The 24,977-nt window shown below is 41.3% G+C and carries 23 protein-coding genes; 9 read left to right on the plus strand and 14 right to left on the minus strand.

Features of this window, described 5'->3' with window-relative positions; genetic code table 11:
- Nucleotides 1-37 precede the first annotated feature (37 nt).
- Nucleotides 38-2,296, minus strand: coding sequence for a beta-N-acetylhexosaminidase (locus FY557_RS00795; RefSeq protein ID WP_149245394.1), 2,259 nt, complete (start codon nucleotides 2,294-2,296; stop codon nucleotides 38-40).
- Between the two features lie 104 nt (nucleotides 2,297-2,400).
- On the opposite strand from FY557_RS00795, the gene FY557_RS00800 reads away from it, so the two are divergent.
- Entirely contained in the window at nucleotides 2,401-3,201 is an 801-nt protein-coding gene (locus tag FY557_RS00800) for a DUF4197 domain-containing protein (protein WP_228451659.1), read from the plus strand.
- 412 nt (nucleotides 3,202-3,613) lie between these two features.
- On the opposite strand, the gene FY557_RS00805 is transcribed toward FY557_RS00800, so the two are convergent.
- Nucleotides 3,614-4,267, minus strand: coding sequence for a CoA transferase subunit B (locus FY557_RS00805; protein WP_149245396.1), 654 nt, complete (start codon nucleotides 4,265-4,267; stop codon nucleotides 3,614-3,616).
- Between the two features lie 109 nt (nucleotides 4,268-4,376).
- Here FY557_RS00805 and FY557_RS00810 point away from each other — a divergent pair, with 109 nt between their 5' ends.
- Nucleotides 4,377-6,173 (plus strand): ABC transporter ATP-binding protein, encoded by a 1,797-nt coding sequence (locus FY557_RS00810; RefSeq protein WP_149245397.1) that lies wholly within the window; start codon nucleotides 4,377-4,379, stop codon nucleotides 6,171-6,173.
- Between the two features lie 158 nt (nucleotides 6,174-6,331).
- On the opposite strand, the gene FY557_RS00815 is transcribed toward FY557_RS00810, so the two are convergent.
- A complete protein-coding gene (locus tag FY557_RS00815; protein WP_149245398.1) occupies nucleotides 6,332-7,033 on the minus strand; it encodes a CoA transferase subunit A in 702 nt (233 codons plus the stop codon).
- A 570-nt stretch (nucleotides 7,034-7,603) separates the two neighbouring features.
- Here FY557_RS00815 and FY557_RS00820 point away from each other — a divergent pair.
- Nucleotides 7,604-7,984, plus strand: coding sequence for a hypothetical protein (locus tag FY557_RS00820; protein ID WP_149245399.1), 381 nt, complete (start codon nucleotides 7,604-7,606; stop codon nucleotides 7,982-7,984).
- A gap of 285 nt (nucleotides 7,985-8,269) precedes the next feature.
- Nucleotides 8,270-8,626 carry a 50S ribosomal protein L19 gene (gene rplS / locus FY557_RS00825; RefSeq protein WP_034709455.1) on the plus strand — a complete coding sequence of 119 codons (357 nt, stop codon included), beginning with the start codon at nucleotides 8,270-8,272 and terminating at the stop codon, nucleotides 8,624-8,626.
- A gap of 116 nt (nucleotides 8,627-8,742) precedes the next feature.
- Here the strand turns inward: rplS and FY557_RS00830 are convergent, their stop codons facing one another.
- The 3 genes from FY557_RS00830 to rpsA form a co-directional block, all read right to left on the minus strand.
- A complete protein-coding gene (locus FY557_RS00830; protein WP_228451660.1) occupies nucleotides 8,743-9,681 on the minus strand; it encodes an alpha/beta fold hydrolase in 939 nt (312 codons plus the stop codon).
- A gap of 114 nt (nucleotides 9,682-9,795) precedes the next feature.
- The gene (locus FY557_RS00835; RefSeq protein ID WP_149245401.1) at nucleotides 9,796-10,773 is read right to left on the minus strand and encodes an EamA family transporter; all 978 of its coding nucleotides are present in this window, start codon (nucleotides 10,771-10,773) and stop codon (nucleotides 9,796-9,798) included.
- 125 nt (nucleotides 10,774-10,898) lie between these two features.
- Complete coding sequence (gene rpsA, locus FY557_RS00840) at nucleotides 10,899-12,701, minus strand: 30S ribosomal protein S1 (protein WP_149245402.1); 1,803 nt, start codon at nucleotides 12,699-12,701, stop codon at nucleotides 10,899-10,901.
- Nucleotides 12,702-13,017: 316 nt separating this feature from the next.
- Between rpsA and FY557_RS00845 the strand changes: the two genes are divergently transcribed.
- Complete coding sequence (locus FY557_RS00845; protein ID WP_149245403.1) at nucleotides 13,018-14,325, plus strand: DEAD/DEAH box helicase; 1,308 nt, start codon at nucleotides 13,018-13,020, stop codon at nucleotides 14,323-14,325.
- A 61-nt stretch (nucleotides 14,326-14,386) separates the two neighbouring features.
- Here the strand turns inward: FY557_RS00845 and FY557_RS00850 are convergent, their stop codons facing one another.
- Complete coding sequence (locus FY557_RS00850) at nucleotides 14,387-15,280, minus strand: SMP-30/gluconolactonase/LRE family protein (protein ID WP_149245404.1); 894 nt, start codon at nucleotides 15,278-15,280, stop codon at nucleotides 14,387-14,389.
- Between the two features lie 260 nt (nucleotides 15,281-15,540).
- Here FY557_RS00850 and ccoG point away from each other — a divergent pair, with 260 nt between their 5' ends.
- Complete coding sequence (gene ccoG, locus FY557_RS00855; RefSeq protein ID WP_149245405.1) at nucleotides 15,541-16,983, plus strand: cytochrome c oxidase accessory protein CcoG; 1,443 nt, start codon at nucleotides 15,541-15,543, stop codon at nucleotides 16,981-16,983.
- Nucleotide 16,984: 1 nt separating this feature from the next.
- Here the strand turns inward: ccoG and FY557_RS00860 are convergent, their stop codons facing one another.
- Nucleotides 16,985-17,866, minus strand: a complete 882-nt coding sequence (locus FY557_RS00860; RefSeq protein WP_149245406.1) for an AraC family transcriptional regulator — start codon at nucleotides 17,864-17,866, stop codon at nucleotides 16,985-16,987.
- Between the two features lie 160 nt (nucleotides 17,867-18,026).
- Between FY557_RS00860 and FY557_RS00865 the strand changes: the two genes are divergently transcribed.
- Both FY557_RS00865 and FY557_RS00870 read left to right on the plus strand, forming a co-directional pair.
- On the plus strand, nucleotides 18,027-18,371 hold the full coding sequence (locus tag FY557_RS00865; RefSeq protein ID WP_056078312.1) for a MerR family transcriptional regulator: 345 nt from the start codon (nucleotides 18,027-18,029) through the stop codon (nucleotides 18,369-18,371).
- A 111-nt stretch (nucleotides 18,372-18,482) separates the two neighbouring features.
- Nucleotides 18,483-19,802, plus strand: coding sequence for a helix-hairpin-helix domain-containing protein (locus FY557_RS00870; protein WP_228451661.1), 1,320 nt, complete (start codon nucleotides 18,483-18,485; stop codon nucleotides 19,800-19,802).
- A 53-nt stretch (nucleotides 19,803-19,855) separates the two neighbouring features.
- On the opposite strand, the gene rluF is transcribed toward FY557_RS00870, so the two are convergent.
- The 6 genes from rluF to FY557_RS00900 form a co-directional block, all read right to left on the minus strand.
- Nucleotides 19,856-20,578, minus strand: a complete 723-nt coding sequence (gene rluF, locus FY557_RS00875; RefSeq protein ID WP_149245407.1) for a 23S rRNA pseudouridine(2604) synthase RluF — start codon at nucleotides 20,576-20,578, stop codon at nucleotides 19,856-19,858.
- The gene (locus FY557_RS00880) at nucleotides 20,578-21,171 is read right to left on the minus strand and encodes a hypothetical protein (RefSeq protein WP_149245408.1); all 594 of its coding nucleotides are present in this window, start codon (nucleotides 21,169-21,171) and stop codon (nucleotides 20,578-20,580) included. The genes rluF and FY557_RS00880 overlap by 1 nt, the downstream gene beginning before the upstream one ends.
- Nucleotides 21,164-21,862: a tRNA pseudouridine(55) synthase TruB gene (gene truB / locus FY557_RS00885; protein WP_149245409.1), complete on the minus strand. Its 699-nt coding sequence runs from the start codon at nucleotides 21,860-21,862 to the stop codon at nucleotides 21,164-21,166. Before truB ends, FY557_RS00880 begins: the two co-directional genes overlap by 8 nt.
- Before the next feature lie 48 nt (nucleotides 21,863-21,910).
- Complete coding sequence (locus FY557_RS00890) at nucleotides 21,911-22,729, minus strand: undecaprenyl-diphosphate phosphatase (protein ID WP_149245410.1); 819 nt, start codon at nucleotides 22,727-22,729, stop codon at nucleotides 21,911-21,913.
- Nucleotides 22,730-22,817: 88 nt separating this feature from the next.
- Nucleotides 22,818-23,117, minus strand: a complete 300-nt coding sequence (locus FY557_RS00895; RefSeq protein WP_149245411.1) for a DUF3098 domain-containing protein — start codon at nucleotides 23,115-23,117, stop codon at nucleotides 22,818-22,820.
- A 2-nt stretch (nucleotides 23,118-23,119) separates the two neighbouring features.
- Nucleotides 23,120-24,019: a cell division protein FtsX gene (locus FY557_RS00900; RefSeq protein ID WP_149245412.1), complete on the minus strand. Its 900-nt coding sequence runs from the start codon at nucleotides 24,017-24,019 to the stop codon at nucleotides 23,120-23,122.
- A gap of 92 nt (nucleotides 24,020-24,111) precedes the next feature.
- On the opposite strand from FY557_RS00900, the gene rsmA reads away from it, so the two are divergent.
- The gene (rsmA, locus tag FY557_RS00905; protein ID WP_149245413.1) at nucleotides 24,112-24,882 is read left to right on the plus strand and encodes a 16S rRNA (adenine(1518)-N(6)/adenine(1519)-N(6))-dimethyltransferase RsmA; all 771 of its coding nucleotides are present in this window, start codon (nucleotides 24,112-24,114) and stop codon (nucleotides 24,880-24,882) included.
- The last annotated feature ends 95 nt before the right edge of the window (nucleotides 24,883-24,977 follow it).

The raw sequence follows: 24,977 nt of genomic DNA on the forward strand, positions 1-24,977 counted from the left end.
GAGATTTTCCGTCAGATAATTTTGAACTTTGAATTTATCAGTTCGCTCCGATTTCGTCTACGAACAGCCAGGCTTTGGAATCGGCACCCGGATTTCCGGCAGGAATGATTCCTGCATTTTCTATTTCGATTTTTAAATATTTCGTTTTCTGATTGCCGACCTGCAGCCTGATTTTTCCTTTGGCTGCAAGAATTTCCTCTTTTCCGATTTCTTTGACCATTTTAAAGTCGGTTTCGTTATCCGAGATAAGAATCCGGGCGGATCTGGCAAAATGGATCCAGCTTCCTTTATTGTCCAGGGTATTGAAATAAACTTCCGAAAACGGTGTTGCCTGTCCGAAATCGATGGTGGCCACCACGTCTTTTCCCTGGAAGCCCAGCCAGGTTTTTCCCAGCTGACGTTGGTTTCCGATAATCCCGTCGACCAAAGTGAAAGCCCCTCCGAAAGAATAGTTTTCGCTAGGCTCCTGTTCCAGTGTAATTTTTTTGCCTGTGGTTTTTGAAATCTTAAAGTCCTGCGTAGAAACCGCACTTTTCAGTTGTCCGCTTTCAAAATACGCTGATTTCATGGTCATGGATTTTGAAACGGGAATCGGGTTGGTGTAGGTTGGTGAGTCTGTCTGCGGCTCTGTACCATCTGTTGTGTATCTGATTCCCGCCGTTTTCTGTGAGGTGGAAAGTTCATAAGCTACTCCATTGCTGACCGGGATTACCTTTCCGTTGATGTTGTAAATACTTCTTGCATAATTAACCCCTATTTTATCCAGCGTTCCGAATTCATTGATCACGCGGCCTTCAAATTCTTTGTAATTTTTCGGGTCCGAAGTTCCCCAGGCAACTTCAGAAAGGGCCAGCAATCTCGGAAAGATCATATACTGAACCTGTTTGAAATCCAGAATGTATTCGGTCCAGAGGTTAGCCTGCACCCCTGAGATATATTTTGACTGCTCCGCATTCAATTCTTCAGGAACTGGCTGATAGGAATAGACTTTATCCAAAGGGGTAAATCCTCCGAAAGCATTCGGTTCCGTAGCCGGATCTCCCTGGTAATGGTCGAAATAACAATACGCTCCCGGTGTCATAACGGCGAAATGCCCGGACTTGGCCGCTTCCACGCCGCCTTTAATCCCGGTCCAGCTCATTACCGCTGCATTCGGGGCCAGTCCGCCTTCCAGGATTTCATCCCAGCCGATGATTTTTCTGCCTTTTGAATTGACATATTTTTCAATCCGATGGATGAAGTAGCTTTGGAGCCCGTGTTCGTCCTTCAGGTTATTTTTTCTGATCAGTTCCTGACAGTGCGCACATTCTTTCCATCTTGTTTTCGGGCATTCATCGCCTCCGATATGGATGTACTGCGAAGGAAAAAGCTGGATGACTTCGTTCAATACATTTTCCAAAAAGGTAAAGGTTTCTTCTTTCGGGCAGAAAACATCATCGAATACGCCCCATTTGGTCGCCGGTTCAAAAGGCCCTTTGGTACAGGCCAGTTCGGGATAAGCGGATAAGGCCGCTAAGGCATGCCCCGGCATTTCAATTTCCGGAACTACGGTAATATGCCGTTCGGCTGCATATTCTACAACTTCTTTGATCTGTTCCTGGGTATAAAAATACGGCCCGTACGGTTTCCCGTCGAAGGTATTATCGACATAGGCTCCGATCATGGATTCTTTTCTTTTGGAACCGGTCTGCGTCAGTTTAGGATATTTTTTGATTTCGATTCTCCAGCCCTGGTCATCGGTTAAATGCCAGTGAAAGGTATTCAGTTTGTACATGGCCAGATAATCGATATACTGCTTTACTTCTTCTACGGTGAAAAAATGGCGGCAGACGTCAAGGTGCATTCCGCGCCACGCAAATTTCGGCTCATCTTCAATCTTCATCGCGGGAATCTTTCCAGAACCCTTATATTGTCTCAGGAGCTGAGTCAAAGTCTGAAGTGCCAGAAAATAGCCTTGTTTGGTATTGGAACTGATCACAATCCGACGCGGGGAAATGTCGATGGCATATTTCTCCCTTTTTTCCCGGTCTTCTTTGGATTGGGACGGAAAAAGAACATTTACCAGATGAGCGACATTTCTTTTACCCATACCGAATTTCAGTATTCCCTGAGTCTGTTTTTTAAAATAACCGGTTTCCTGCTGAGGAAGATCGTGATCGAGCTTAAAATTTTCCGGGATGATAAACTCTCCTTTTGAAAATTCCAGTTTCTGAGGATATGGAATTAAATTTAACCGGTTCTGAGTAAAAAACAAGCTTGAAATCAGGACCGAAAATACCAGTAAAAAACGCTGCATCTGATGGGTTTAAGATTTAGGCGAATATACTTATTTTCTGAAAATTTACAGAGGCATTTAACTTATTAAAACAGAAAAGATCTAATTTTGTAAAAAAATAAATGATGAGAAAAACATTTCTATTGGTTGGCGGACTTTTATTCTCTGTTTCTTCACAGGCACAGATCTTTGATGCCATTAAAACAGTGGTGAAAGACAAAACAGGCATTGACCTGAACCAGCCTAAACCAACCACCACCAACCCCTACCCTGCAACTTCAGGTTCTGCAGGCGCTTCTGCAAATCTTGGAAGCCTCAGCTCCTTACAGATTTCATCAGGACTGAAGGAAGCGCTGAGCCTGGGAGTCAATGAAGGCGTAAAAAAACTGGGCGTCACCGACGGATTTTTCAGAAACGAAGCCGTAAAAATTTTAATGCCTGAAAAGCTGAGAAAAATTGATGCTACTCTGCGTTCAATCGGACTGGGAAGCCTGGCTGATCAGGGTGTCAAACTACTGAACCGCGCCGCAGAAGATGCCGTAACGGAAGCCGCACCGATTTTCACCAATGCCATTACTTCAATGACGATTACCGATGCCAAAAACATTCTGTTGGGAAGCGATAATGCAGCGACCAGTTACCTGCAAGGGAAAACCCAAAGCCAACTGTTTACCGCCTTCCAGCCGAAAGTGAAAGCTTCACTGGGTAAAGTAGGGGCCGACAAGGTGTGGTCTAACCTGATCTCGAAATACAACACTTTCACGGGGCAATCGGTAACCACCGACCTGAATGCCTACGTAACGACCGAGACCATCAACGGGGTCTTCAAAATGGTTGCGGAAAAAGAAAGCGGCATCCGCAATACTCCGGCGATGCGGACAACGAGTATCCTGAAAAAGGTATTCGGGGCACAGGACGGGCGTTGATATCCTTTTTCCTTGATGAAAAAAGAAACAAAAAATCAAGACCCGGAACTCTCCGCTAAAAATAAAACCTGAAGCCTGAAATTCCCACACTTGCGCGATTTCCTTATTCATTCTCCGTTTTTAGTTTTGCCCCGCGCTCCGGAAAGTAGGAATTGCTTAACGGAATCAGGTTTTATTTCCTTAATGCTCCGATTTCCTGGGTCAATTAAATAACAAAAAGCTGTCTCCGTTGAAACAGCTTTTTCTAATATTGTCAGTTGTTATTCATAAATAGTGAGGCTAAAAAGCTAACTACAGCCTTTCAATTCATTTACCGGCAAACCGTATGACCAAGAATGCCTCAAAAGAAACGGCCCTTATCTAATAAGTTGTATGTTATGCCAGAAGCCAAAAGCCTGCAGCCAGCCGCTTATTAAAACTGCATTTCAGGGATTTCACCTTCAATGATCAGGTCGGCTTCCGTTGATTGGATAATATGTTCTACGGAAATGCCCGGTGCTCTTTCAACAAGCTTGAATCCGGCAGGGGTAACATCCAAAACCGCTAACTCGGTAACGACTCTTTTTACACAATTTACCCCCGTTAAAGGAAGTGTACATTTTTTAAGGATTTTGCTTTCTCCGGCTTTGTTCACGTGCATCATCGCCACAATGATATTTTCCGCAGAAGCCACGAGATCCATCGCACCGCCCATTCCTTTCACCATCTTTCCCGGAATCTTCCAGTTGGCGATATCCCCGTTTTCGGCGACTTCCATGGCTCCGAGAATGGTGAGATCCACTTTCTGCGCACGGATCATTCCGAAACTGAAGGCGGAATCAAAGAAAGATCCACCGTCCAGAATGGTAATCGTCTGTTTTCCGGCATTAATGATGTCTGCATCTTCTTCCCCTTCGAAAGGAAACGGCCCCATTCCCAATACCCCGTTTTCACTCTGGAACTCCACGGAAAGATTGTCCGGCACATAATTAGCCACCAGTGTCGGGATCCCGATTCCCAGGTTTACATAATATCCGTCTTTCACTTCTCTGGAAATTCTCTGTGCAATTTGTTCTTTAGTCAGCATAGCTTAATCTTATCCTGCCAAATTAGCCATTTTTTCAGAATTATGAAATATTTTCTTTCTTATCCTATGGTAAATTTTAGCACTCAATTTGTTGTAAATTTGTAAACTTATGAAAGTTTTACTGCATTACCTGAAACCCTACCGTCTCCTGATTTTCATTTCCCTGCTCTTAGCCTCTGTAAACCAGGTTTTTTCGCTGTTTTCACCTGCTATTACAGGAAATATCCTGGACCGGCTGGTTACCCATCCCAATTTCTTTGATAAGGAGAAAACCATCCCGAGAAACCTGAACGAATACCTGTATGGAAATGATATATACCACGGTGTTTTCTATTTTCTGGGGCTTTTAATCGGAACTGCCATGATCAGCCGTATTGCGAAAGCTTTCCAGGATTATGTGGTGAACGTAATCATCCAGAAGTTCGGGGCAAAGATTTTTACCGACGGACTGAGGCATTCGATGCGGCTGCCGTATCATGAATTTGAGGACCAAAGGAGCGGTGAAACGCTTTCGATCCTGACGAAGGTGCGTGAAGATACGGTGAAGTTCATCAATAATTTCATCAACATCTTCTTTGGGATTCTGGTAAGTATCATTTTCGTTTCAGTATATGCAATACGCCTGCACTGGTCGATCATGCCGGTGTATATTATAGGAATCATTTTTATTGCCGTTGTTACGAACCTGCTGAGCAGGAGAATTAAAACCATCCAGAAAAGCATTGTAAAGGAAACTACTGATCTGGCGGGAAGCACAACGGAAAGTTTACGGAATATTGAGATCGTTAAAAGTTTAGGCCTTACCAATCAGGAAGTGGAGCGGCTGAACAACAATACCTACAAAATATTAAACCTTGAGCTTAGAAAGGTAAAAAGCATCCGTTCCCTGAGCTTTGTGCAGGGAACGCTGGTGAACTTTTTACAGCAGATGATTACTTTTACTTTGCTTTTATTAATTTTCAAAAATATCGTTACCCCGGGACAATACCTGTCGCTGATGTTTTACGGGTTCTTTATATTCGGACCGATGCAGGAAATCGGAAATATCATTATTTCTTACCGTGAAGCGCAGGCATCGCTTAATAATTTTGACCGGGTGATGAAAAAACAAGTGGAACCTAAACCGTTAATGCCTAAAAAGATCGGGGCGATTGAAGAACTGGAATTCCAGAAGGTTTCTTTCCAGCATCAGACGGCTCAGTATAAAGCGCTCAATTCGATTTCATTTGATGTAAAAAACGGGGAAACTGTTGCTTTTGTAGGACCGAGCGGTTCGGGGAAAAGTACGTTGGTGAAATTGCTTGTCGGTTTATACCGGCCGCAGGAAGGTTCTATTTTTTATAATCATGTGGACGGAAAAGAGTTTGATTTTGATGAGCTGAGAAACCAGATCGGCTTCGTTACACAGGATACCCAGCTTTTTGCAGGAACTATCCGGGAGAATCTTTTGTTTGTGAACCCGGCTGCTACCGAAGAAGACCTGCAATCAGCTTTGAAAAAATCCAGCTGTACCGGTCTTCTGGAGCGTGCTGAAAATGGAATTGAAACGGTGATCGGTGAAGGCGGACTGAAGCTGAGCGGCGGTGAAAAGCAACGGATTGCAATTGCCAGGGCTTTGTTGCGGAAACCGCACCTTCTGATTTTTGATGAGGCTACTTCTGCCCTGGACAGCATTACCGAAGAAGAAATTACGACGACCATTAAAGAAATTTCTAAAGAAAAAGAACAGATTACCGTCCTGATTGCTCACCGTCTGAGCACCATCATGCATGCCGACCGGATTTATGTCCTGGAACGCGGACAGATCGTAGAGACCGGATCGCACCTAAAACTCATTGAAGAGAAAGGCCTGTATTATGCGATGTGGAGGCAGCAGATCGGGGAAAGGAAGACGATGGGAATCTGATGGATGATGGTGATGAATAATGGAAGTTTAAAATATTGAGGATATTCAGGACGGGCAACGCAGAACAGTAAAAGTTTAAAGAATTATTTATTGTTGTGCACTTTGTCTTTTTCAACAAATACAAAAATAAAACCGTGAAGTGCTCACGGTTTTTATCTTTAATCTCTTTTTCTTACAGTTCGTTGTTCGATTCTTTTTTCGAATTTTTCGCCCTGGAAAATCCTCTGGATCATGATTCCGGGAATATGGACCTGGTTCGGATCCAGTTCGCCCGGCTCTACCAGCTCCTCTACTTCGGCAATGGTAATTTTCCCGGCTCCCGCCATCGGATGATTGAAGTTCCTGGCGGATCCTTTAAAGACAAGGTTTCCGGCATGATCTCCTTTCCAAGCTTTTACGATCGCAAAATCGGCTTCATAGGCAAATTCGAGGATGTGGGGTTTTCCTTTGAAATCTTTTACTTCCTTGCCTTCCGCTATTTCAGTCCCGAAGCCGGCAGGGGTATAGAAAGCAGGAATTCCCGCCTGTGCCGCCCTGCATTTTTCAGCAAGTGTTCCCTGAGGCGTCAGTTCCACTTCCAGTTCTCCGGAGAGCATCTGTCTTTCGAACTCGGCATTTTCTCCCACGTAAGACGAAATCATTTTTTTGATCTGCCTTTTGTGAAGCAGCAGGCCCAGTCCGAAATCATCCACTCCGGCATTGTTTGAGATGCAGGTAAGGTCTTTTACATCGCTTTCCACCAACGCATTGATTGAATTCTCCGGGATTCCGCAAAGGCCGAAGCCTCCCAGCATCAGGGTCATTCCGTCCTGTATCCCTTCAATGGCTTCCTTTGCATTTTTTACTCTTTTATCTATCATGAACTATCAGATTTTCTGTTGGCTAAATTTAATACTTTTTCTTATATCCGGACGAATGGGAAATCATTTCATTGGAGAATGGTAATTCTACGGGATTGTGTTAAAGTATAAACAGACCTTAAGATAACCCGAAGTAAAATTTGACTCAAAGGGTTGGAAACTGGAAGTTTTCCAGTCAATATCAACAATAAACTCCGATGTATCAAACCTTTTTAAGGCTTGTGGAATATTGAATTTAACTGTGCCTGAATATAGACGGCATACCATCTATACCCTGATGGAGACAATAATCTTATTGAAGGCCTGATGTAAGAAATGAGATCTACTGCCCTAGCCCGGATCGCAGCGGTTACCCCACAGCGGGGTTGGAAGTTTGGGAGCGGCTGGGTTTGACAATGGAGAGCCTGGAAAGCAGCGGCGCGAGGAGTATAAGCGGAGAGCCGGATTAAGCTCCCGAGAAAAAGAATTTCGACTGGCCCGCCGCTACCATCATTTGGTACCGTGAGGAGCCAATAAGAAACGTGGTCTGAATTTTGGTTGTGGTATGCTACACCAATTAAATTACATTATATGGAAACGAAAGAGATTTCAAGACTTGCGCTGGGCGCTTTTCTGATTACGGCCGGTATCGGGCACCTTACTTTTGCAAGAAAAGCTTTCCAGGCACAGGTTCCGGAATGGGTACCGCTGGACAAGGATGACACAGTTGTATATTCCGGCTATGCAGAGATTGCTTTGGGAACTGCAATGATTGCCACGCCTAAGAAATATAGAAAGACCATGGGACGAGTAGTTGCCGGATTTTTTGCGGCCGTGTTCCCGGGAAATATTGCCCAGTACAAAAACAGAAGGGATTCTTTCGGCCTGAATACCGATAATGCAAGGCTCGGCAGGCTGTTTATGCAGGCTCCACTGATTGCCTGGGCATTGAAATCGACGGATGAAGAATAGAATAGAATAGAATAGAATAGAATAGAATAGAATAGAATAGAATAAAAATATTAAAAGCGGAAAGATTTAAATCTTTCTGCTTTTTTTATACTTAACAGAAATAAACTCTACTCTACTGTCTTAAATTTCAGATCTGTCACAGCTGGAATTGTCTGATTTTATAAAGATTTTAGTAATAAATTATTTGGGAAATTAGAAAAATGTTTTGTATATTTGCAACCTGTTATTCAACCTCTGACGAAGTCCGTGTAAGTTGCTTAGCCTTAACATTTTATTTATTTAATAATGGATTTATTAAAGTACGTACAAGACAAGTACATTACAAAAAAAGAATTCCCTGAATTCAAAGCCGGTGATACCATCACTGTGTATTACGAGATTAAAGAAGGACAGAAAACAAGAACCCAGTTCTTCAAAGGAACAGTTATCCAATTGAGAGGTACCGGTTCTACAAAAACGTTCACCATCAGAAAAATGTCCGGTGATGTAGGTGTAGAAAGAGTATTCCCGATCAACATGCCTGCTCTTCAGAAAATCGAAGTTGACAGAAGAGGTAGAGTTAGAAGATCAAGAATCTACTACTTCAGAGACCTTAGAGGTAAAAAAGCGAGAATTAAAGACGCTGCTTACAAGAAGAAATAATTCAGACAACAATACATACGAAAAGAGACCGTTTATTTTAAGCGGTCTCTTTTTATTTGGTGAAGGTCTATGGTGAATGGTGATTTTTTTCTTTTTGGCTAAATGTGAGTGGGGATTTATTTTATAAAATCATACAAAGTTTTCCAGAATTGGTGATATACTTCAATATGCGGAAGGTGCCCCACATTTTCAAGCTCTGCCAATTTTGAACCGGCAATCTGCTGCTGTGTCTTTTTTCCCAATTCCTGGTACTGTCCCATTTTCGGCTGCAGTTCTTTTGGCGCGCGGTCTTTTCCTATTGCCGTTCTGTCTCTTGTTCCAATAATGAGTAAAGTCGGGACTTTGATATTTTTGAATTCATAACAGACCGGCTGATTATAAATCATATCGGACGTTAAGGCAGCATTCCAGGCCACTTTAGGGTAATCGGGATGCAAAGTCCAGCCTGCGATCAGATCCAGCCACGGCTGATATGCTGCCTTCCATTTGTTATCATAATAGAATTTCAGCTGATAGCTTTTATACGATTCTGCCGTGTTTTTCAGCTCCGACTGATAAGCCTGGTCGATGGTCTGATAAGATGCAAAAGTTTTATAATCTTCCAGCCCTATCGGATTCTCCAATATTAATTTCTCCACTCTTTCAGGATACAGCAAAGTAAACCGGGTCGCTACCATCCCTCCCATTGAATGCCCGAGAACAATAGTTTTATCGATTTTCAGTTCATCGAGAATGGCTTTCGTATTATCGGCCAGTTGTGAAAATGAGAACTGGTAGCTTTGGGGTTTTGAAGATTTGCCAAAACCGATCTGATCCGGTATAATTACCCTGAAGCCCTGAACAGACAGGTCTTTTGCCGTTCTTTCCCAGTAAGCCCCGTTAAAATTTTTACCATGAAGCAACATGATGGTCTTTCCGTTTGCAGTTTTAGGTTTCACATCCATATAAGCCATTTTCAGATTATTGTTCTGGGATTTCAGGTTTAAAAAACGGACTTCGAAAGGATACCGATAATCCGTTAGTTCTGCATCCAAAGGTTTGATTTGTGAAAACATGAGACCCGACATTAAGGAAAACATAACAAGAAGTGTATTTTTACAATATTTCATGAATTTATTTTTAAAGTGTTGAAATTAAAAAACCGTTCCAAAAGAAACGGTTTAGTTATATTAATTGCCAGCGTATGATATTCTTTCCTTTTTGGGAAGGTTCATGAGAACAATGGCGAAAAGGATCAGGACAATACCTACCCATTGAATAAAAATGACTTTCTCACCCAACAGGGCAAAGGCCATCGTTACCGAAACGGGAAGTTCCAGAGAGGAGACAATACTCCCTAATCCAAGGCCCGCATTCGGAAATCCGATATTGAACAGGATAGGCGGAATAACGGTTCCGAATAATGACAGAATAAGTCCATAAGTCCAAAAAATGGAATAATTAAAAGCGTGGATGTGCTCTGTATTTTCGGTAAAATTAAGATATAAAGATTTTAAACCCTCAAAATGCAGAGGACCGATCTGGGCAAAAAACAGAAATCCGAAAACAATAACGGAACCGCCACAAAGCATAATAATACTTTTTCTGAAAACCGGCAGGTGGGTTGCCAATGTATTGGAGGTAAACATCGTAAGCGTATAGGAAGCTGCCGCCATCAATCCCCAGAAAATTCCTTTCCAATCGAGATCCAGGCTTTCATTGACTAAGTTGGTTGCCAGCACCGTTCCCAGCAAAACAATAATTACCGATACGATCTTTCTTGTATGGGGCCATTTTTTTGTCAGGATACTTTCCACCACCACACTGAACCAAACCGACTGCATCAGTAATACAATGGCAATGGACACATTAATGTACTGAACGGCAATGTAATAAAACAAGCTGGTACATCCTAAAGAAGTTCCTGCCAACATCAGGTTTCTCACTTCTTTGGAGGTTGGCGACGGTAAAGCTTTTTTAGAAGTGATGGTCTGAAAAAAATTCAGGACCAGAAGTCCGATCAGTCCCAGTAAAAACTGTGAGGTGGTAACTTCCGAAGTGGTATAGCCTTCCTGATAAGCCAGTTTCACAAAAGTTGCGAGCATCCCGTAGATGCTGGCTCCGATTCCTACAAACAAAACCCCTTTCAGTATATTTTTCTTCTGCATAATTCATTTTTCTTAACAGCCTGCAAAGGTACAATTTATTCTGAAAACGGGCAGAGGGTGTGAGAAGAATAAAAAAGGCTGTCCAAAATTTGGACAGCCCTTATATTACAAAATAAGAATAAGGATTATTTACCTTCTTCCATTTTTCTTTTCAATTCTGCCAATGCATCGATATCTCCAAGAGTTGATCTCTCTTCATTGTTTGAAGAAGACGACATATTGTTGTTAGATCTGTTATTAGAAGATTCTCTCATGTTTTTCTTCTCTTCATCTCTGAAGATTCCAGTGTGAGAAACAACTACTCTTTTGAATTCTTTGTTGAACTCGATTACTTTGAAGTCAGCTTCTTCTCCTTTCTTGATTTTGGATCCGTCTTCTTTCTCTAATAATCTTGAAGGGCAGAATGCTTCAACCTCAGCATCTTCGAACTGTACAGAAGCACCTTTATCGTGTACTTCTACTGCTTTACCAGCGTGGATCGTTCCTTCAGCATATTTCGTTTCGAATGCATCCCAAGGATTGTCAGTCAATTGTTTGTGACCTAAAGATAATCTTCTTGCCTGGATATCAAGTTCAAGAACGATAACATCTAATTTATCACCAACTGCACAGAACTCAGACGGGTGCTTGATTTTCTTAGTCCAGGAAAGATCAGAGATATAGATTAATCCGTCGATTCCTTCTTCCAATTCTACGAATACACCAAAATTAGTGAAGTTTCTTACAGTTCCTACGTGCTTAGATCCTACCGGATATTTCGCTTCGATATTTTCCCATGGATCTTTGCTCAATTGCTTGATACCCAAAGAAATTTTTCTGTCTTCTCTGTCTAAAGTAAGTACTTCAGCTTCCACTTCATCACCTACTTTTACAAAGTCACCTGCCGATCTTAAGTGTGTAGACCAAGACATTTCAGAAACGTGGATCAGACCTTCAACACCCGGAGCAATTTCTACGAATGCACCATAGTCAGCAAGAACCACTACTTTTCCTTTTACTCGGTCACCTACTTTCATATCAGCAGAAAGAGCATCCCAAGGATGAGCTTCCAATTGCTTCATACCCAACTGGATTCTTGTTTTCTCATCATCGAAATCAAGGATAACCACTTTTACAGTCTGTCCGTCCTCAAGGATTTCAGACGGGTGGTTCACTCTAGACCAAGAAAGGTCTGTGATGTGGATCAATCCGTCAACACCTCCTAAGTCGATGAATACCCCGTAAGAAGTAATATTCTTAACAGTACCTTCAAGAACCTGCCCTTTTTCAAGCTGTGCGATGATTTCTTTTTTCTGACCTTCGATATCTGCTTCGATCAATGCTTTGTGAGATACTACTACGTTTTTGAACTCAGGGTTGATTTTCACCACTTTGAACTCCATAGTTTTACCTACGAACTGATCGTAATCTTTGATTGGCTTAACGTCGATCTGAGAACCTGGTAAGAATGCTTCGATTCCGTGTACGTCCACGATCATACCTCCTTTGGTTCTTGATTTTACAAAACCGTTTACGATTTCACCTGTTTCGTGAAGCTCGTTTACTTTATCCCAAGCTTTAAGCGTTCTTGCTTTTCTGTGAGATAACTGTAACTGTCCGGTTTTGTCTTCTCTTCTGTCTACCATTACTTCTACCTCGTCTCCTACTTTAAGACCTTGGTTGTAACGGAATTCGTTAAGAGAAATAACACCTTCAGATTTGAAGTTGATGTCTACGATTGCTTCTTTGTCAGTTAATCTTACTACTTTACCAACCAACACGTCGTTATCGTCAAGGTTGTTTAAAGATCCGTTGTAGATTTCCTCAAGATCGCTTTTTTCTTTTCTCGCATCCGCATCAAGACCTGATTCGAAAGAATCCCAGTCAAATTGTTCCGGTGTTACGTTTTGGTTTAATAAAACCTCTGCTGAATTTGTCTCTTTTGACATTTTCTAATAAAATTTGTATTCCTTCTCTTTTAACGGTTTGAATAAATGTGGGTTAAAAAATACGGAAGTAATTAATTATAAGTTGTTTACTTTTCAAACCTGGCTACCCCAAAAGTGGGTGCAAAGATAGTGAATTTATTTAAAATAAACAACAATTGAAAATAGGTAAATCTCAACTGTAAATCATTGATCTCCAGATTTTTTATTTACAAGTTCTGCAGAAATATAAAATCATAATTAAAATAACCTCTAGAATATAAACCTTAAAATCTGCTACCCCTTTCTACCCAAACAGTCAATTCACTACCTTTGCACCATGGAATTAGAATCAATTTATGAGAAACTGCGGATTCAGGAGATGAATCAGATGCAGAAATCTACCTATAAAACAACGGAAAATAATCAGGATGTCGTGCTGCTTTCTCCTACAGGTTCAGGGAAAACACTTGCTTTTTTATTTCCTGTTCTCAGAAACCTTAAGAAGAATACGCCCGGAATCCAGACTTTGATCTTAATCCCTTCAAGAGAATTGGGATTACAGATCGAGCAGGTTTTCAAATCGATGGGAACCGATTTTAAAGTTTCGGTTTGTTACGGTGGACACGATAAAAAGATTGAAGTGAATAATTTAATTCAGGCTCCGGCAGTTTTAATCGGAACACCGGGAAGAATTGTATACCATTTAAGAAATAACAATTTTGACCCTGACACGATTCAGACGCTGGTACTGGATGAATTCGATAAGGCGCTCGAATTGGGCTTTCATAAGGATATGGAATTTATTTCCAGTTCTTTAAAAAGTATTTCACAAAGAATCCTTACTTCTGCAACAGCGATGGACGAAATTCCTGAGTTTACCGGATTGAAAAATGAAAAAGTGGTTGATTTTTTAAAATTAGCCGAAGCAAGACCTGATATCCAGTTAAAAAAAGTAATGACGATCTCTGAAGAGAAACTGGATACTTTATTTAACCTTATCTGTAAAATCGGGAATAAAAGAACATTGATTTTCTGCAACCACCGGGAAGCGGTTGACCGCATTTCTGAACTTTTGCGTGAAAAAGGAATCGACAGGGAAACTTTCCACGGCGGAATGGAACAGGACGAAAGAGAACGTGCTCTGCTGAAATTCAAAAACGATTCATCGAGGATTTTAATTACCACCGACCTTGCTTCAAGAGGCCTGGATGTTCCGGAGGTTGAATCGATCGTCCACTATCAGCTGCCATATAAAGAAGATGCTTTTATTCACCGGAACGGCCGTACCGCCAGGATGAATGCCAAAGGTTTTGTCTATCTCATCATGACTGCAGAAGAAAACTTCCCTTTCATTAAAAATGATACTCCGGAAGAAAGTGTTGCTGGATACAATAAAATTCCTGAAAAACCGTATTTCCAGACGGTTTACATCAGTGCCGGAAAAAAAGATAAAGTGAATAAAGTGGATATTGTAGGCTACCTGCTGAAAAAAGGGGAACTGCAGAAAGAAGACCTCGGATTGATTGAAGTAAAAGACACGACATCGTACGTTGCAGTTTCAAGAAATAAAGTGAGTTCCCTTCTGAAAAAGCTTTCTCAGGAAAAGCTGAAAGGCAAGAAAGTAAAAATGGAAGTGGCTTATTAAGAGTGAGGTTAAGGCTAAGATCAGTATTGAATTTATTCTTAGCCTTTGCCCCAACCTAAATTTATTTCACTCCTTTTACTTTAGTAGGTAAGATATAAACGGATTTACTGGCCGTAATAAATAATATATCATGATCTTTTCCTCCGAAAGTTACATTACCGGTCCAATCTTCATCAATAGGAATATGATGAATTTTCTGTCCTTCTTTATTAAAAACATGCACGCCTTCGCCGGTAAGGTATACATTTCCGTGCTTGTCCATCGTCATCCCGTCCGATCCCATTTCGCAGAACAGCTTTTTTTCCGATAGCTTTCCTTCTCCTAAAATTTCATAAACATAGGTTTTCCCGGCATCGATATCGGAAACATATAATTTGCTGAATTTATGGCTTCCGATGATTCCGTTCGGCTGGGTAAAGGTCTCGATTTTGGTAACTTTCCCTTCTTTACTTCGGTAATATAAACTTTTGTGCGGGGTTTCATGCTTGAAGTCTACCCAATAATCCCTTTCGTACAAAGGATCGGTGAAATACATCCCTCCGAATTTATCGTTCCAGAGGTCATTCGGACCGTTGAGCCTTTTGCCTTCAAAATGATTCAGCAACACTTCTACCTTCCTGTCTTTGGAGATCTTCCAGATTTCGCCTTTATGATCAGAACAGGTAATCAGGTTGCCATCCTTATCGAAATGCGTTCCGTTGGCCCTTCCCGCTTTGTCCATAAACTCGGTAACCTTGTTGGTTTTCCAGTCCCAATAATAAATCTTATCATTCGGCTGATCGGTAAAATAGACGTTTCCTTCCTCATCCGCTGCAGGCCCTTCCGTAAATTTAAACTGGTCCGAAATTTTTTCCGGCTTTTTATCCTCATAAAACATATTATTCGTATTTACTGATTTGCAGTTCACTAATACTAAAACCAAACCAACAGAGCCGGCTTTCAAGATATTTTTCATACCACGTTATTTTTATGGGGTACAATTTACGACATGCGGGAGGAGATTCAAAGTTTATTTCCCGGTTTGATCAATTAAGATCAAGAATTAAAAATGTCCTGATTGTCCTATTTCAGAAGTAAATCCTGTTAGTAACAGGTTTGTTTAATCCGGACCTTTGCATGGAATAAATAAAAAGAAATACTTAGTCCGGATATAAAAATGAGAATTGGCTTCCATCAGTTAAAGTTCTCATGAAATTTTAAATAAATCCTAATACGATGAATACAACATCCAACAATTTTCAGGCTCAGGAAACTGCCTACGAAGACTTCAGAAATTCAGTAGGAACCATGCATGAAACCGGAGAACGGAAATGGGTCTATCCCCGAAAACCGAAAGGAAAATATACCAATTACAGAAATTATGTCAGCTACCTCTTACTGGCGCTATTCTTCAGCCTTCCTTTCGTGAAAATCAACGGTAACCCTTTCCTGTTGTTTAACGTGATCGACAGGAAATTTTTCATTTTTGGACAGCCCTTTTATCTGCAGGACTTTTTCATTTTAGCTTTGGGGGCCGTTACTTCAGTTATTTTTGTCATGCTTTTCACGGTCGTGTTCGGAAGAATCTTCTGCGGATGGCTGTGCCCGCAGACCATCTTTATGGAAAGTGTTTTCAGGAAAATAGAATACCTGATCGAAGGCGACCGGAACAAGCAGATGAAGCTTGACCGGCAGGAATGGAACTCAGAAAAAATACGAAAAAGAGTCATTAAATGGTCGGTTTTTGCCCTGTTGTCAGTGATCATCACTAACTTTATGTTTATGTACATCGCTGGTTACGAAGAGGTTTTTAGGATCATCATGGAGGGGCCGGCCGATCATTCTCTGAAATTTTTAGGGATGATTGCTTTCGCTGTCACTTTTTATTTTGTTTTTGCCTGGCTCCGCGAGCAGGTTTGTACGCTGGTATGTCCGTATGGAAGACTTCAGGGTGTTTTGATCGACAAACAGACCATCAATGTCTATTACGATTTCAAAAGAGGGGAAGGCCGTTCGAAATGGAGAAATAACGAAGACCGGAAAGCTGTCGGTAAAGGTGATTGTATCGATTGCCACCAATGTGTGGTGGTCTGCCCGACGGGTATCGACATCAGAAACGGCCAGCAGCTGGAATGCGTGAACTGTACGGCCTGCATCGATGCCTGCGATGAGGTGATGGAGAAAGTCGGTCTCCCGAAAGGGCTGATCCGTTATGCTACAGAAGCCGAAATTGAAAATCAGGATCAGTTCAGATTTACTTCACGAATGAAGGCGACAACCGTCATGTTAGCATTGCTGATCGGATTCCTGGGGTTTCTGATGTATGACCGGGGTTCCATGGAAGCCAAGTTTATCAAGCCTGCGGGATCGACATTTTTCATTAAAGACGGAAAAATAACCAATACTTTCATCTACACGCTTTTAAACAAATCGAATGAGCAGAAAAAATTAACCATAAAAGTTATTGCTCCCCAAAATGCAGAAATCGACTTCTTCGGCCCGGATGAGATTATCTTAAAAGGAGACCAGATCCTGAGGGGAAACATCAATATTACCTTTCCTGAAAAAGAGATCCGTTTATCGAAGCAGAATATGACGATCGGGGTCTTTGATGAAAAAGGAAATATGACGGATTCATTCGATACCATTTTTGAAGGACCTTTCCAGCTGGCTTTTTAAGCTAGGATTTATATATTTTAATGAATTGCGTAGGCGTCATTCCGGAAGTTTTCCGGAAGACCCTCACAAAATAGGAATATTCCTCATAGCCCAACCGGAAAGCAATTTCGCCCAGGTTTTCATCCAGGTACATCAGCATTCTTCTGGCTTCCAGGATCACCCTTTCCGTAATAATGTCCGTAGCTGTCTTCCGGACGACCGTCTGGGTGATCCGGTTTAAATGTTTTGGGGAAATATTCAATAAATCTGCATAAAAAGAGATGGATTTCTCCTTTGTAAAATACTCTTCCATAAGTCTTTCAAAGTCCTGGTAATGCTTGAAATAAGAAAGGCTTGCCGACGAAGCAGGATGATGAAAATCCCTGGAAAACTGCCTTGCTGAATAGATAAAAATCTGTGACATCAGAGACAGCATCAGGCTGCTTTTCATCATATTTTGAGAATGATATTCTTTCTGTAAGGCAACCATCAGATTAACGGTATGGCTTAATTCAGCCGGATCCAGCTGTAATTTCCTTGGAAAACTGACTGATCCGAAGAAAGGGAAATTCCTCAGCTTCTGGCTGACATAGTGCATTTCGTAAAAATCCTGCAGGCAGAAGAAAATATACCCGTCGATATCATCCGAAAGTTCCCAGCTGTGAACCTGTCCGGGAGACATAAAAAATAAGCTTCCCGCCGAAACCTCATATTTCTGGAAATCGATCTCATGAACCCCGCTTCCATGGGTAAAAAGAATGGTGGCATAAAAGTCGTGGCGATGGGCTTTTTCGATATGCCGATGGCTGGTAACCAAATGATCCCGTAACGTATTGAAGTAAAAATCCGGCGTATTTTTTCCCTGCTGAAAAAGATCGATATGGAGTACGGAAATGGATTTCATCAGGCTTCTAATTTTAAACCAAAAATAATAAAACCAAAACTATTTTCCCGGATTAAAATGATTTTCATCTCTGAACCACAAACTAAACACCGACTTTTAGCCTCTGTATTTTTGATGAAATTTAAAAAATATTTATCTTTGAAAATTACGATTCCAGAAAATGAAAATCAACTTACCCGATAAACTGTATTATTCCATAGGAGAAGTCGCCAAAGCTTTTGATGTAAACACTTCGCTGATACGGTATTGGGAACAGGAATTTCCGATCATCAAGCCCAAAAAGAACAAAAAAGGCAACCGCTATTTTACTCCTGAGGACATCAAAAACCTTCAGATCATCTACCACCTCGTGAAAGAAAAAGGCTACACTCTCGACGGTGCCAAGATCGCCCTAACCACCAACAGCAAAATCTCAGAAACCGTCACCCTCATCGACCGGCTTGAATTCGTGAAGGCCGAACTGCTGAAACTGAAGGACTCGCTGACGGAGCGGGATAGTGAATAGTTAAAATAATTTATATTTATTTCATTTTTAATTTATATTTTAAAACAAAACCAAAAACTTCTATTATAAAATAATCCAATCGCAACACCCTCATTGCGAATACTTAATAAAATGATTAAGTTTACAGTGATGAGAAAAACCTACTACCAGAGACTGGCCGGCATGGGATTATTGCTGGTTATTTTATTTACCTTTCAGGAATACACCAGTAAGGATAAGGAAGACTTTTCTGAGGTAAAATTCGTAACGGAACATCCGGCAGCAATCAACCTGACGGAATTCGACCCGAACGAGCTGGATGCCAAGCAGTGGCAGAATCTGGGATTTACCGAAAAACAGGTAAAGACCATTCTCAATTATAAAAAAATCGTCGGCGGGAAATTTATTTCAAAAGAACAGCTGAAGAAATGCTTTGCCATTTCCGAAAACCAATTTTCCGCACTTGATCCTTATGTTCTTCTGCCCGAAACCGGTAAGGAAGCGAAATCAAACCGCTTTAATCATTACGAAAAAAGAGGCATCACCATTTCCGGAAGCTTTAATCCCGACCATTATTCAGCGGCCGACTGGCAGAAGATGGGCTTCAGCGAAAAACAGGCTGCCGCTATCTTGAAATACAAACACTACCTGGGCGGAAGTTTTGTCAGCAAAGAAAAATTCAGGGAATGCTTTATCATCAGTGAAGAAAATTTTCAAAAGATCAGCCCTTACCTGCTACTGCCTGAAAAAGCTCCGGCCAGTCCCGGTCGTTATGCAAAAAATCCAAATCAGGGAAAAACTAAAATCCGGTATTATGCTTTCGATCCGAATACCCTGGATCTGGAAGGCTGGAAATCTTTAGGTTTTTCAGAGAAACAGGCGCAGACCATTATCAATTACCGTAACCGGAATTTAAAAGGAAGCTTTAAAAGCCTGGAAGAAATCCAGAGATGTTTTGTGATTTCACCGGAAAAGTTTGCAAAGCTAAAGCCTTTTATCCACTTAAATACCACATTCATCACAGCGAATCCGTCAAATAAAAACCCTGAACTGAATCAGCAGGAAACGGACTTTTCCAAAGTGGATTTAAATTCAATTACCTTCAGGCAGCTTATCGAATTCGGCTTTGATGAACGAGCGGCCGGATCACTGATCGGTTTCCGGAAAAAGCTGGGTGGGTTTGTGACTAAAGAACAGATCCTGACTACCTATAATATTGATAAGGAACTGACTCAGAAATTACTTTCGGCCGCTCCGCTGAATACGTCAAACGTACAGAAATATACGCTGCTGGATGCTCCGGAAGAATGGCTGAAAAACCATCCTTATTTTAAATATTCTGCTGACAAAATTATATTCTACCGACTGAGTGAAAAAGACGAGCGGAAAATCTGGAAACTCCTGAAGGTAAAACCGGAATATGAAGCGCGAATGAAAATGTATCTGAAATGATACCATACATATTGTATTGAGATGCCCAATTAAGGAGCATCTCAATTTTATTTTTAATCGAAGGTTTTGCTGGAGCCTTCCACCATTTTCAGCAAAGCGGAAAGTTCTTCCTTCGTAAGGTCCCTCCATTTTCCGATGGGTAAATCCAGTTTGATATTCAGAACCCGGATCCTTTTCAGCTTTTTTACCTCATAGCCGAGGTATTCGCACATTCTGCGGATCTGGCGGTTCAGGCCCTGCGTCAATACGATTCTGAAATTCATTTCATCGATTTTTTCAACTTCGCATTTCTTGGTAACGGTATCCAGAATCGGAACCCCGTTACGCATCTTGTCCAGGAATTTAGGTGTAATCGGTTTATCGACCCTTACGATGTATTCTTTTCCATGGTTGTTCCTTGACCGCAGGATCTTATTCACGATATCGCCGTCACTGGTTAAAAGAATCAGCCCTTCGCTAGGCTTATCCAGCCTGCCGATTGGAAAGATTCTTTTGGGATGGTTGATGTAATCGATGATGTTGTTCTGTTCACGCCTGGTGTCCGTTGTGCAGACAATTCCCACGGGTTTGTTGAAGGCAATATATACATGATCTTCTTCGGGCTCGCGGATCGGCTTACCGTCTACCAAAATCACATCTTCGTCGGAAACCTTGGTCCCCATTTCCGGAACTTTTCCGTTGATGGTGATCCTTCCCTCCTCCAATAATTTGTCAGCTGCCCTTCTTGAGCAATATCCTACTTCCGATAAATATTTATTGATCCTTGTCTTTTCCATTAGTCTTCTCCGTAGCCGGTATAATTTTTATTGCTGAAAATGGTAACCCCATAACTCAGTCCGACAAAAACGGCGCTTGAGTTTGCAAATTTATGACTTTCCAGAATAATGCCTCCCTCCTGGCTCAGTCTTTTTAAATAGGAGATCTGGATACCCAGTTTCAACCCGTAGAATTGGGAATCGGAAACTGCCGACCGGTTTATCTGTTTTCCGTAATTAAGATCGACAAAGATCGGTTCGTCTCCTGAATTAAACATAATCTTTGGCTGGAAAACCCAGTACAGCAAATGAAAATTATCCGCGATAAAACTGTATTTCAGACCTGAACCCAAAGCTAGATTCGGTATAAAATTATAACCTGCCACAGCCGTAATTCCGTAGGTAAAATCATTCGGCAAATAAGGTGAAACATTCTGCTGGTAATCCTGGGAATCTTTATTCTGGTTATCTTTGATTCTGTTGGCCAGATTATATCCCAAATTAACCGTGGGATTGATATAAAATCCCATTACCGGTTTTGAAGGTTTCGTTTCCTGTGAAAAAATCAAAGAGAAAGAAACTGAAGCCAGCATCAGGAATATTCTTTTAATCATGATCGAATTTAAAATCATTATCCAGAAAATCAGAGGTTGCATTTTCAATCTTGTAATCACCGATTTTCGTCCTTCTCAATTGTGTAAGATAAGCTCCGACACCCAGTTCCTGGCCGATGTCATGGGCGAGGCTCCGGATGTAGGTACCTTTTGAACAGCCAACCGTAAAGCTTACCAGTGGAAAATCAATTTTAACATCAGTGATGTAGAATATGGTGGTTTTCCTGGATTTCATTTCTACTTCTGTTCCTGCCCGTGCCAAATCATAGGCCCGCTTTCCATCGATTTTAATTGCCGAAAATACAGGCGGTGTCTGATCGATCTCCCCTATAAATTTTTCCAGGGCGGTTCTCACCTGCGCTCCGGTAATTTGCGAAATATCCTGATGAAGAATCTCAGGTTTTTCGGTATCATAAGATTCGGTCTGTACCCCGATTTTGATCTCCGTCCAGTATTCTTTCGGAGCGTCCTGTATCTGCGGGATTTTCTTGGTAAATTTACCGCAGCATACAATCAGAAGGCCCGTCGCCCTGGGATCCAAAGTTCCGGCATGGCCGATCTTGAATTTCTTGGGAAGATCAAACTCTCTTTTGAGTTTGTATTTCATTTTGTTGACCGCCTGAAAAGACGTCCAATCCAAAGGTTTGTCGAGTAAAAACAGATGTCCTTCCTGTAAATCTTCTGCAGTCATTGTATATGGGTAATGAATAATAGGTAATGAGTAAGGGAAGAATTGAATTTATTGGAACCAATAAAAATAAATCAGTAAAGCGATCCCGACAAAAATACGGTACCAGCCCCATGGCCTGAAACCATACTTATTTAAAAATCCGATAAAAGCTTTAATAGCAATCAGAGCTACGATAAACGCCACGACGTTTCCGACAATGAAAACTGTAATATGTTCCTGAGATTCTATGATCATCTCATAGCCTTTCTGCGGATTCGGGGTTTCCTTGCCCCACGTTTTTACAAATACCGAATATACCGTTACGGCAAGCATTGTTGGCACAGCCAGGAAGAATGAAAACTCAGCCGCCGCTTTTCTTGTTAAGCCCTGCGTCATTCCACCGATGATGGAAGCTGCACTCCGGCTGGTTCCCGGCATCATAGCCAGACACTGCCAGAATCCGATCGTAACCGCTTTTTTAATGGTAATCCCTTTTTCGTCGTCTATCGTCGGATTTTTAAACCATTGGTCGGCAAACAGCAGCACAACCCCACCCAAAACCAATACTGAAGAAATGGCAATCTGGTTTCCTAACACCGCCTCGATTTTGTCATCAAACAGATAACCCAACACCAACGCCGGAATGACCGCAAAGGCAAGCTTGAAATAAAACTGCAGGTTTTTCAGGTCGAAAAATTTCTTCCAGTAAGCCACTACTACGGAAAGAATGGCCCCAAACTGAATGGAAACCTGAAACATTTTTAAAAATTCAGTCTCTTCCAGGCCCAGCAAATTCGCAGTAAACCCCATGTGGGCGGTAGAAGAAATCGGAAGGTATTCCGTTAGCCCTTCTACGATAGCAATGATGATTGCTTTGATTAAATCCATAACGTATTTAAAAATTAAAAGACTAAAAAACTGAGAAACCCGGATCTATCCGAATTTCCCAACTTCTTAATCTCTAATAAAAATTGATTTATTTTCTTTTCAGAATTGCATACACTTCTATCGCAAAACCGATTACCACAAACAACGGGGCAATACGGATCCTGCGGATGGAAAAAATACCTTCGTTCCAGGAATTAGGATCGTATTTTCCGTCTACGGTATTGGCATCGGGGCCCATCATCAGAAGGAAACCTACCACGATACACGCAAAGCCGATCAGCATCCACTTAAAGTTCTGTTTTCCGAAGTAGAACGTGTTTTCCTGCGGCGCTTCGGCTGTTTCTTTACCGAAGCTTTCAGCGGAAAATTTATTTGTTTTTTTGCTCATTGTTAAGAGTAATATAAGTCATCAACACTTGATCTCAGGAATCTCCAGGTCGCAATCACCGTACTTAAAACCGTAATGAAAATCCCTACGCCCAATACCAGGAAAACAAGCCAGAAGTACTGGTTGTTGTCCTGTACGAAAGCAGACCCGATCTGGCTTGTGAAGTAATACCAAACCCCGAAAAGCGCCAGAAGCCCGATTACTGAACCTATGGCTCCCAGAACAACTGCTTCTATAATGAAAGGCTTCAAGATAAATCTTCTTTTCGCTCCTACCAGCTGCATGGTTTTAATGATAAATCGCTTGGAGAATATTTTCAGGCGGATGGAGTTGTTGATCAGGACTACTGCCAGGATTAAAAACAGTACGGAAAATCCTAAAATCCATTTCAAAATCCGGCTGAGGTTGTTGTATACATCCACCATCAATGTACTGTCATTCTTCACATCGATAATTCCCGGAACGCCTTTAATAACTTTGATGGCCTGATCGATTTTGGTAGGATCCACATATTCCGGCTTCAATGCAATTTCTACAGATGAAGGGAAAATATTTTCTTCAAAGAGCGCATCCGCATCAATTCCCATTGCTTTTTTAGCTTCTTTGGAAGCCATCTCCCTTGTAATATAAGTGGCTTTTTTTACAGGTGCCAGTGTCTGAATTTCTTTGAAAACCTCAGCTTCCATTTTCGCAATCTTTACAGAATCCTTAGCATCATAGTTTTCATCAAAATAAGCATTTACTACCAGCTGTTCTTTGATGTAATCTGAATATTTCTGGGCATTAATCAGGATAAGTCCCATTAATCCCAACAAAAATAACACTAAGGCAATACTTATTACTACTGTAATATTGCTGGACCTAAGCCTTTTCTTATTAAACTCATCTACCGATTTAGCCATTAATATTAAAATTTTTGGCTAAAATAGAAAAAATCTTCCGAAATTTGGGAACGAAAAAGAGAAAATCACTGTTAATAAAATCATAAAAAACATTGAGTGTAAAAGCAAAAAAGCATCTTGGTCAGCACTTTCTGACGGATGAAAACATCGCAAAAAAAATCGTGGATGGTCTCAGTTTTGAAGGCTACCGGAACGTTATGGAAGTGGGTCCGGGAATGGGGGTCCTTACGAAATACCTCTTGGAAAAAGATCAGCAGATCTATCTTGCGGAAATTGATAAGGAATCAATAGAGTACCTGAAAGACAACTATCCCAAAATTACGGAAGAGACTTTTGTGGGTGATTTCCTGAAACAGGATTTTCAGTTTATGAAAGATGAACAGATTGCGATTATCGGAAATTTCCCGTATAATATTTCTTCACAGATTTTATTTAAGATTATCGATTATTATGAACTGATCCCAGAAATGGTAGGCATGTTCCAGAAGGAAGTGGCCGAAAGAACGGCTGCCGTTCCGAGAACCAAAGATTACGGCATCCTGTCCGTCCTTATTCAGGCGTATTATGATACAACGTATCTGTTTACCGTTCACGAAAATGTATTCAACCCGCCTCCGAAAGTAAAGTCGGGCGTAATCCGGATTACGAGAAACCCGAAGGAAGGACTGGCCGGAAATGAAATCCTTTTCAAGCAGATTGTAAAGGCCGGTTTTAACCAAAGAAGAAAAAAACTTTCCAATGCCCTGAAAATACTCGATATTCCGGAAGCTCTGAAAACCCATGAATTTATGGACAAAAGAGCCGAAGAACTCAGCGTAACGGACTTCATTTCCTTTACACGGCTCTGGAAAGAAAACCGGTAATATTTACTTATAATAAAAGAGGCTGTCTGAAATTCCAGGCAGCTTCTTCCTTTTTACTACTGATACCTATACATAAAAAAAGACTGCCCTTTTCG

The sequence above is a fragment of the Chryseobacterium sp. SN22 genome (assembly GCF_008329705.1).
Classification (GTDB): domain Bacteria; phylum Bacteroidota; class Bacteroidia; order Flavobacteriales; family Weeksellaceae; genus Chryseobacterium.

Coding starts and splice junctions, on each gene's coding strand:
- FY557_RS00820 (WP_149245399.1), top strand. CDS start 7,604: ATGGAAACGAAAGAGATTTCAAGACTTGCGCTGGGCGCTTTTCTGATT.
- FY557_RS00800 (WP_228451659.1), top strand. CDS start 2,401: ATGAGAAAAACATTTCTATTGGTTGGCGGACTTTTATTCTCTGTTTCT.
- rluF (WP_149245407.1), bottom strand. CDS start 20,578: ATGGAAAAGACAAGGATCAATAAATATTTATCGGAAGTAGGATATTGC.
- FY557_RS00890 (WP_149245410.1), bottom strand. CDS start 22,729: ATGGATTTAATCAAAGCAATCATCATTGCTATCGTAGAAGGGCTAACG.
- FY557_RS00870 (WP_228451661.1), top strand. CDS start 18,483: ATGATTAAGTTTACAGTGATGAGAAAAACCTACTACCAGAGACTGGCC.
- FY557_RS00835 (WP_149245401.1), bottom strand. CDS start 10,773: ATGCAGAAGAAAAATATACTGAAAGGGGTTTTGTTTGTAGGAATCGGA.
- FY557_RS00815 (WP_149245398.1), bottom strand. CDS start 7,033: ATGATAGATAAAAGAGTAAAAAATGCAAAGGAAGCCATTGAAGGGATA.
- FY557_RS00895 (WP_149245411.1), bottom strand. CDS start 23,117: ATGAGCAAAAAAACAAATAAATTTTCCGCTGAAAGCTTCGGTAAAGAA.
- FY557_RS00805 (WP_149245396.1), bottom strand. CDS start 4,267: ATGCTGACTAAAGAACAAATTGCACAGAGAATTTCCAGAGAAGTGAAA.
- FY557_RS00845 (WP_149245403.1), top strand. CDS start 13,018: ATGGAATTAGAATCAATTTATGAGAAACTGCGGATTCAGGAGATGAAT.
- FY557_RS00880 (WP_149245408.1), bottom strand. CDS start 21,171: ATGATTAAAAGAATATTCCTGATGCTGGCTTCAGTTTCTTTCTCTTTG.
- FY557_RS00795 (WP_149245394.1), bottom strand. CDS start 2,296: ATGCAGCGTTTTTTACTGGTATTTTCGGTCCTGATTTCAAGCTTGTTT.
- FY557_RS00850 (WP_149245404.1), bottom strand. CDS start 15,280: ATGAAAAATATCTTGAAAGCCGGCTCTGTTGGTTTGGTTTTAGTATTA.
- FY557_RS00860 (WP_149245406.1), bottom strand. CDS start 17,866: ATGAAATCCATTTCCGTACTCCATATCGATCTTTTTCAGCAGGGAAAA.
- FY557_RS00830 (WP_228451660.1), bottom strand. CDS start 9,681: ATGTTTTCACAAATCAAACCTTTGGATGCAGAACTAACGGATTATCGG.
- FY557_RS00810 (WP_149245397.1), top strand. CDS start 4,377: ATGAAAGTTTTACTGCATTACCTGAAACCCTACCGTCTCCTGATTTTC.
- FY557_RS00900 (WP_149245412.1), bottom strand. CDS start 24,019: ATGGCTAAATCGGTAGATGAGTTTAATAAGAAAAGGCTTAGGTCCAGC.
- rpsA (WP_149245402.1), bottom strand. CDS start 12,701: ATGTCAAAAGAGACAAATTCAGCAGAGGTTTTATTAAACCAAAACGTA.
- FY557_RS00865 (WP_056078312.1), top strand. CDS start 18,027: ATGAAAATCAACTTACCCGATAAACTGTATTATTCCATAGGAGAAGTC.
- ccoG (WP_149245405.1), top strand. CDS start 15,541: ATGAATACAACATCCAACAATTTTCAGGCTCAGGAAACTGCCTACGAA.
- rplS (WP_034709455.1), top strand. CDS start 8,270: ATGGATTTATTAAAGTACGTACAAGACAAGTACATTACAAAAAAAGAA.
- truB (WP_149245409.1), bottom strand. CDS start 21,862: ATGACTGCAGAAGATTTACAGGAAGGACATCTGTTTTTACTCGACAAA.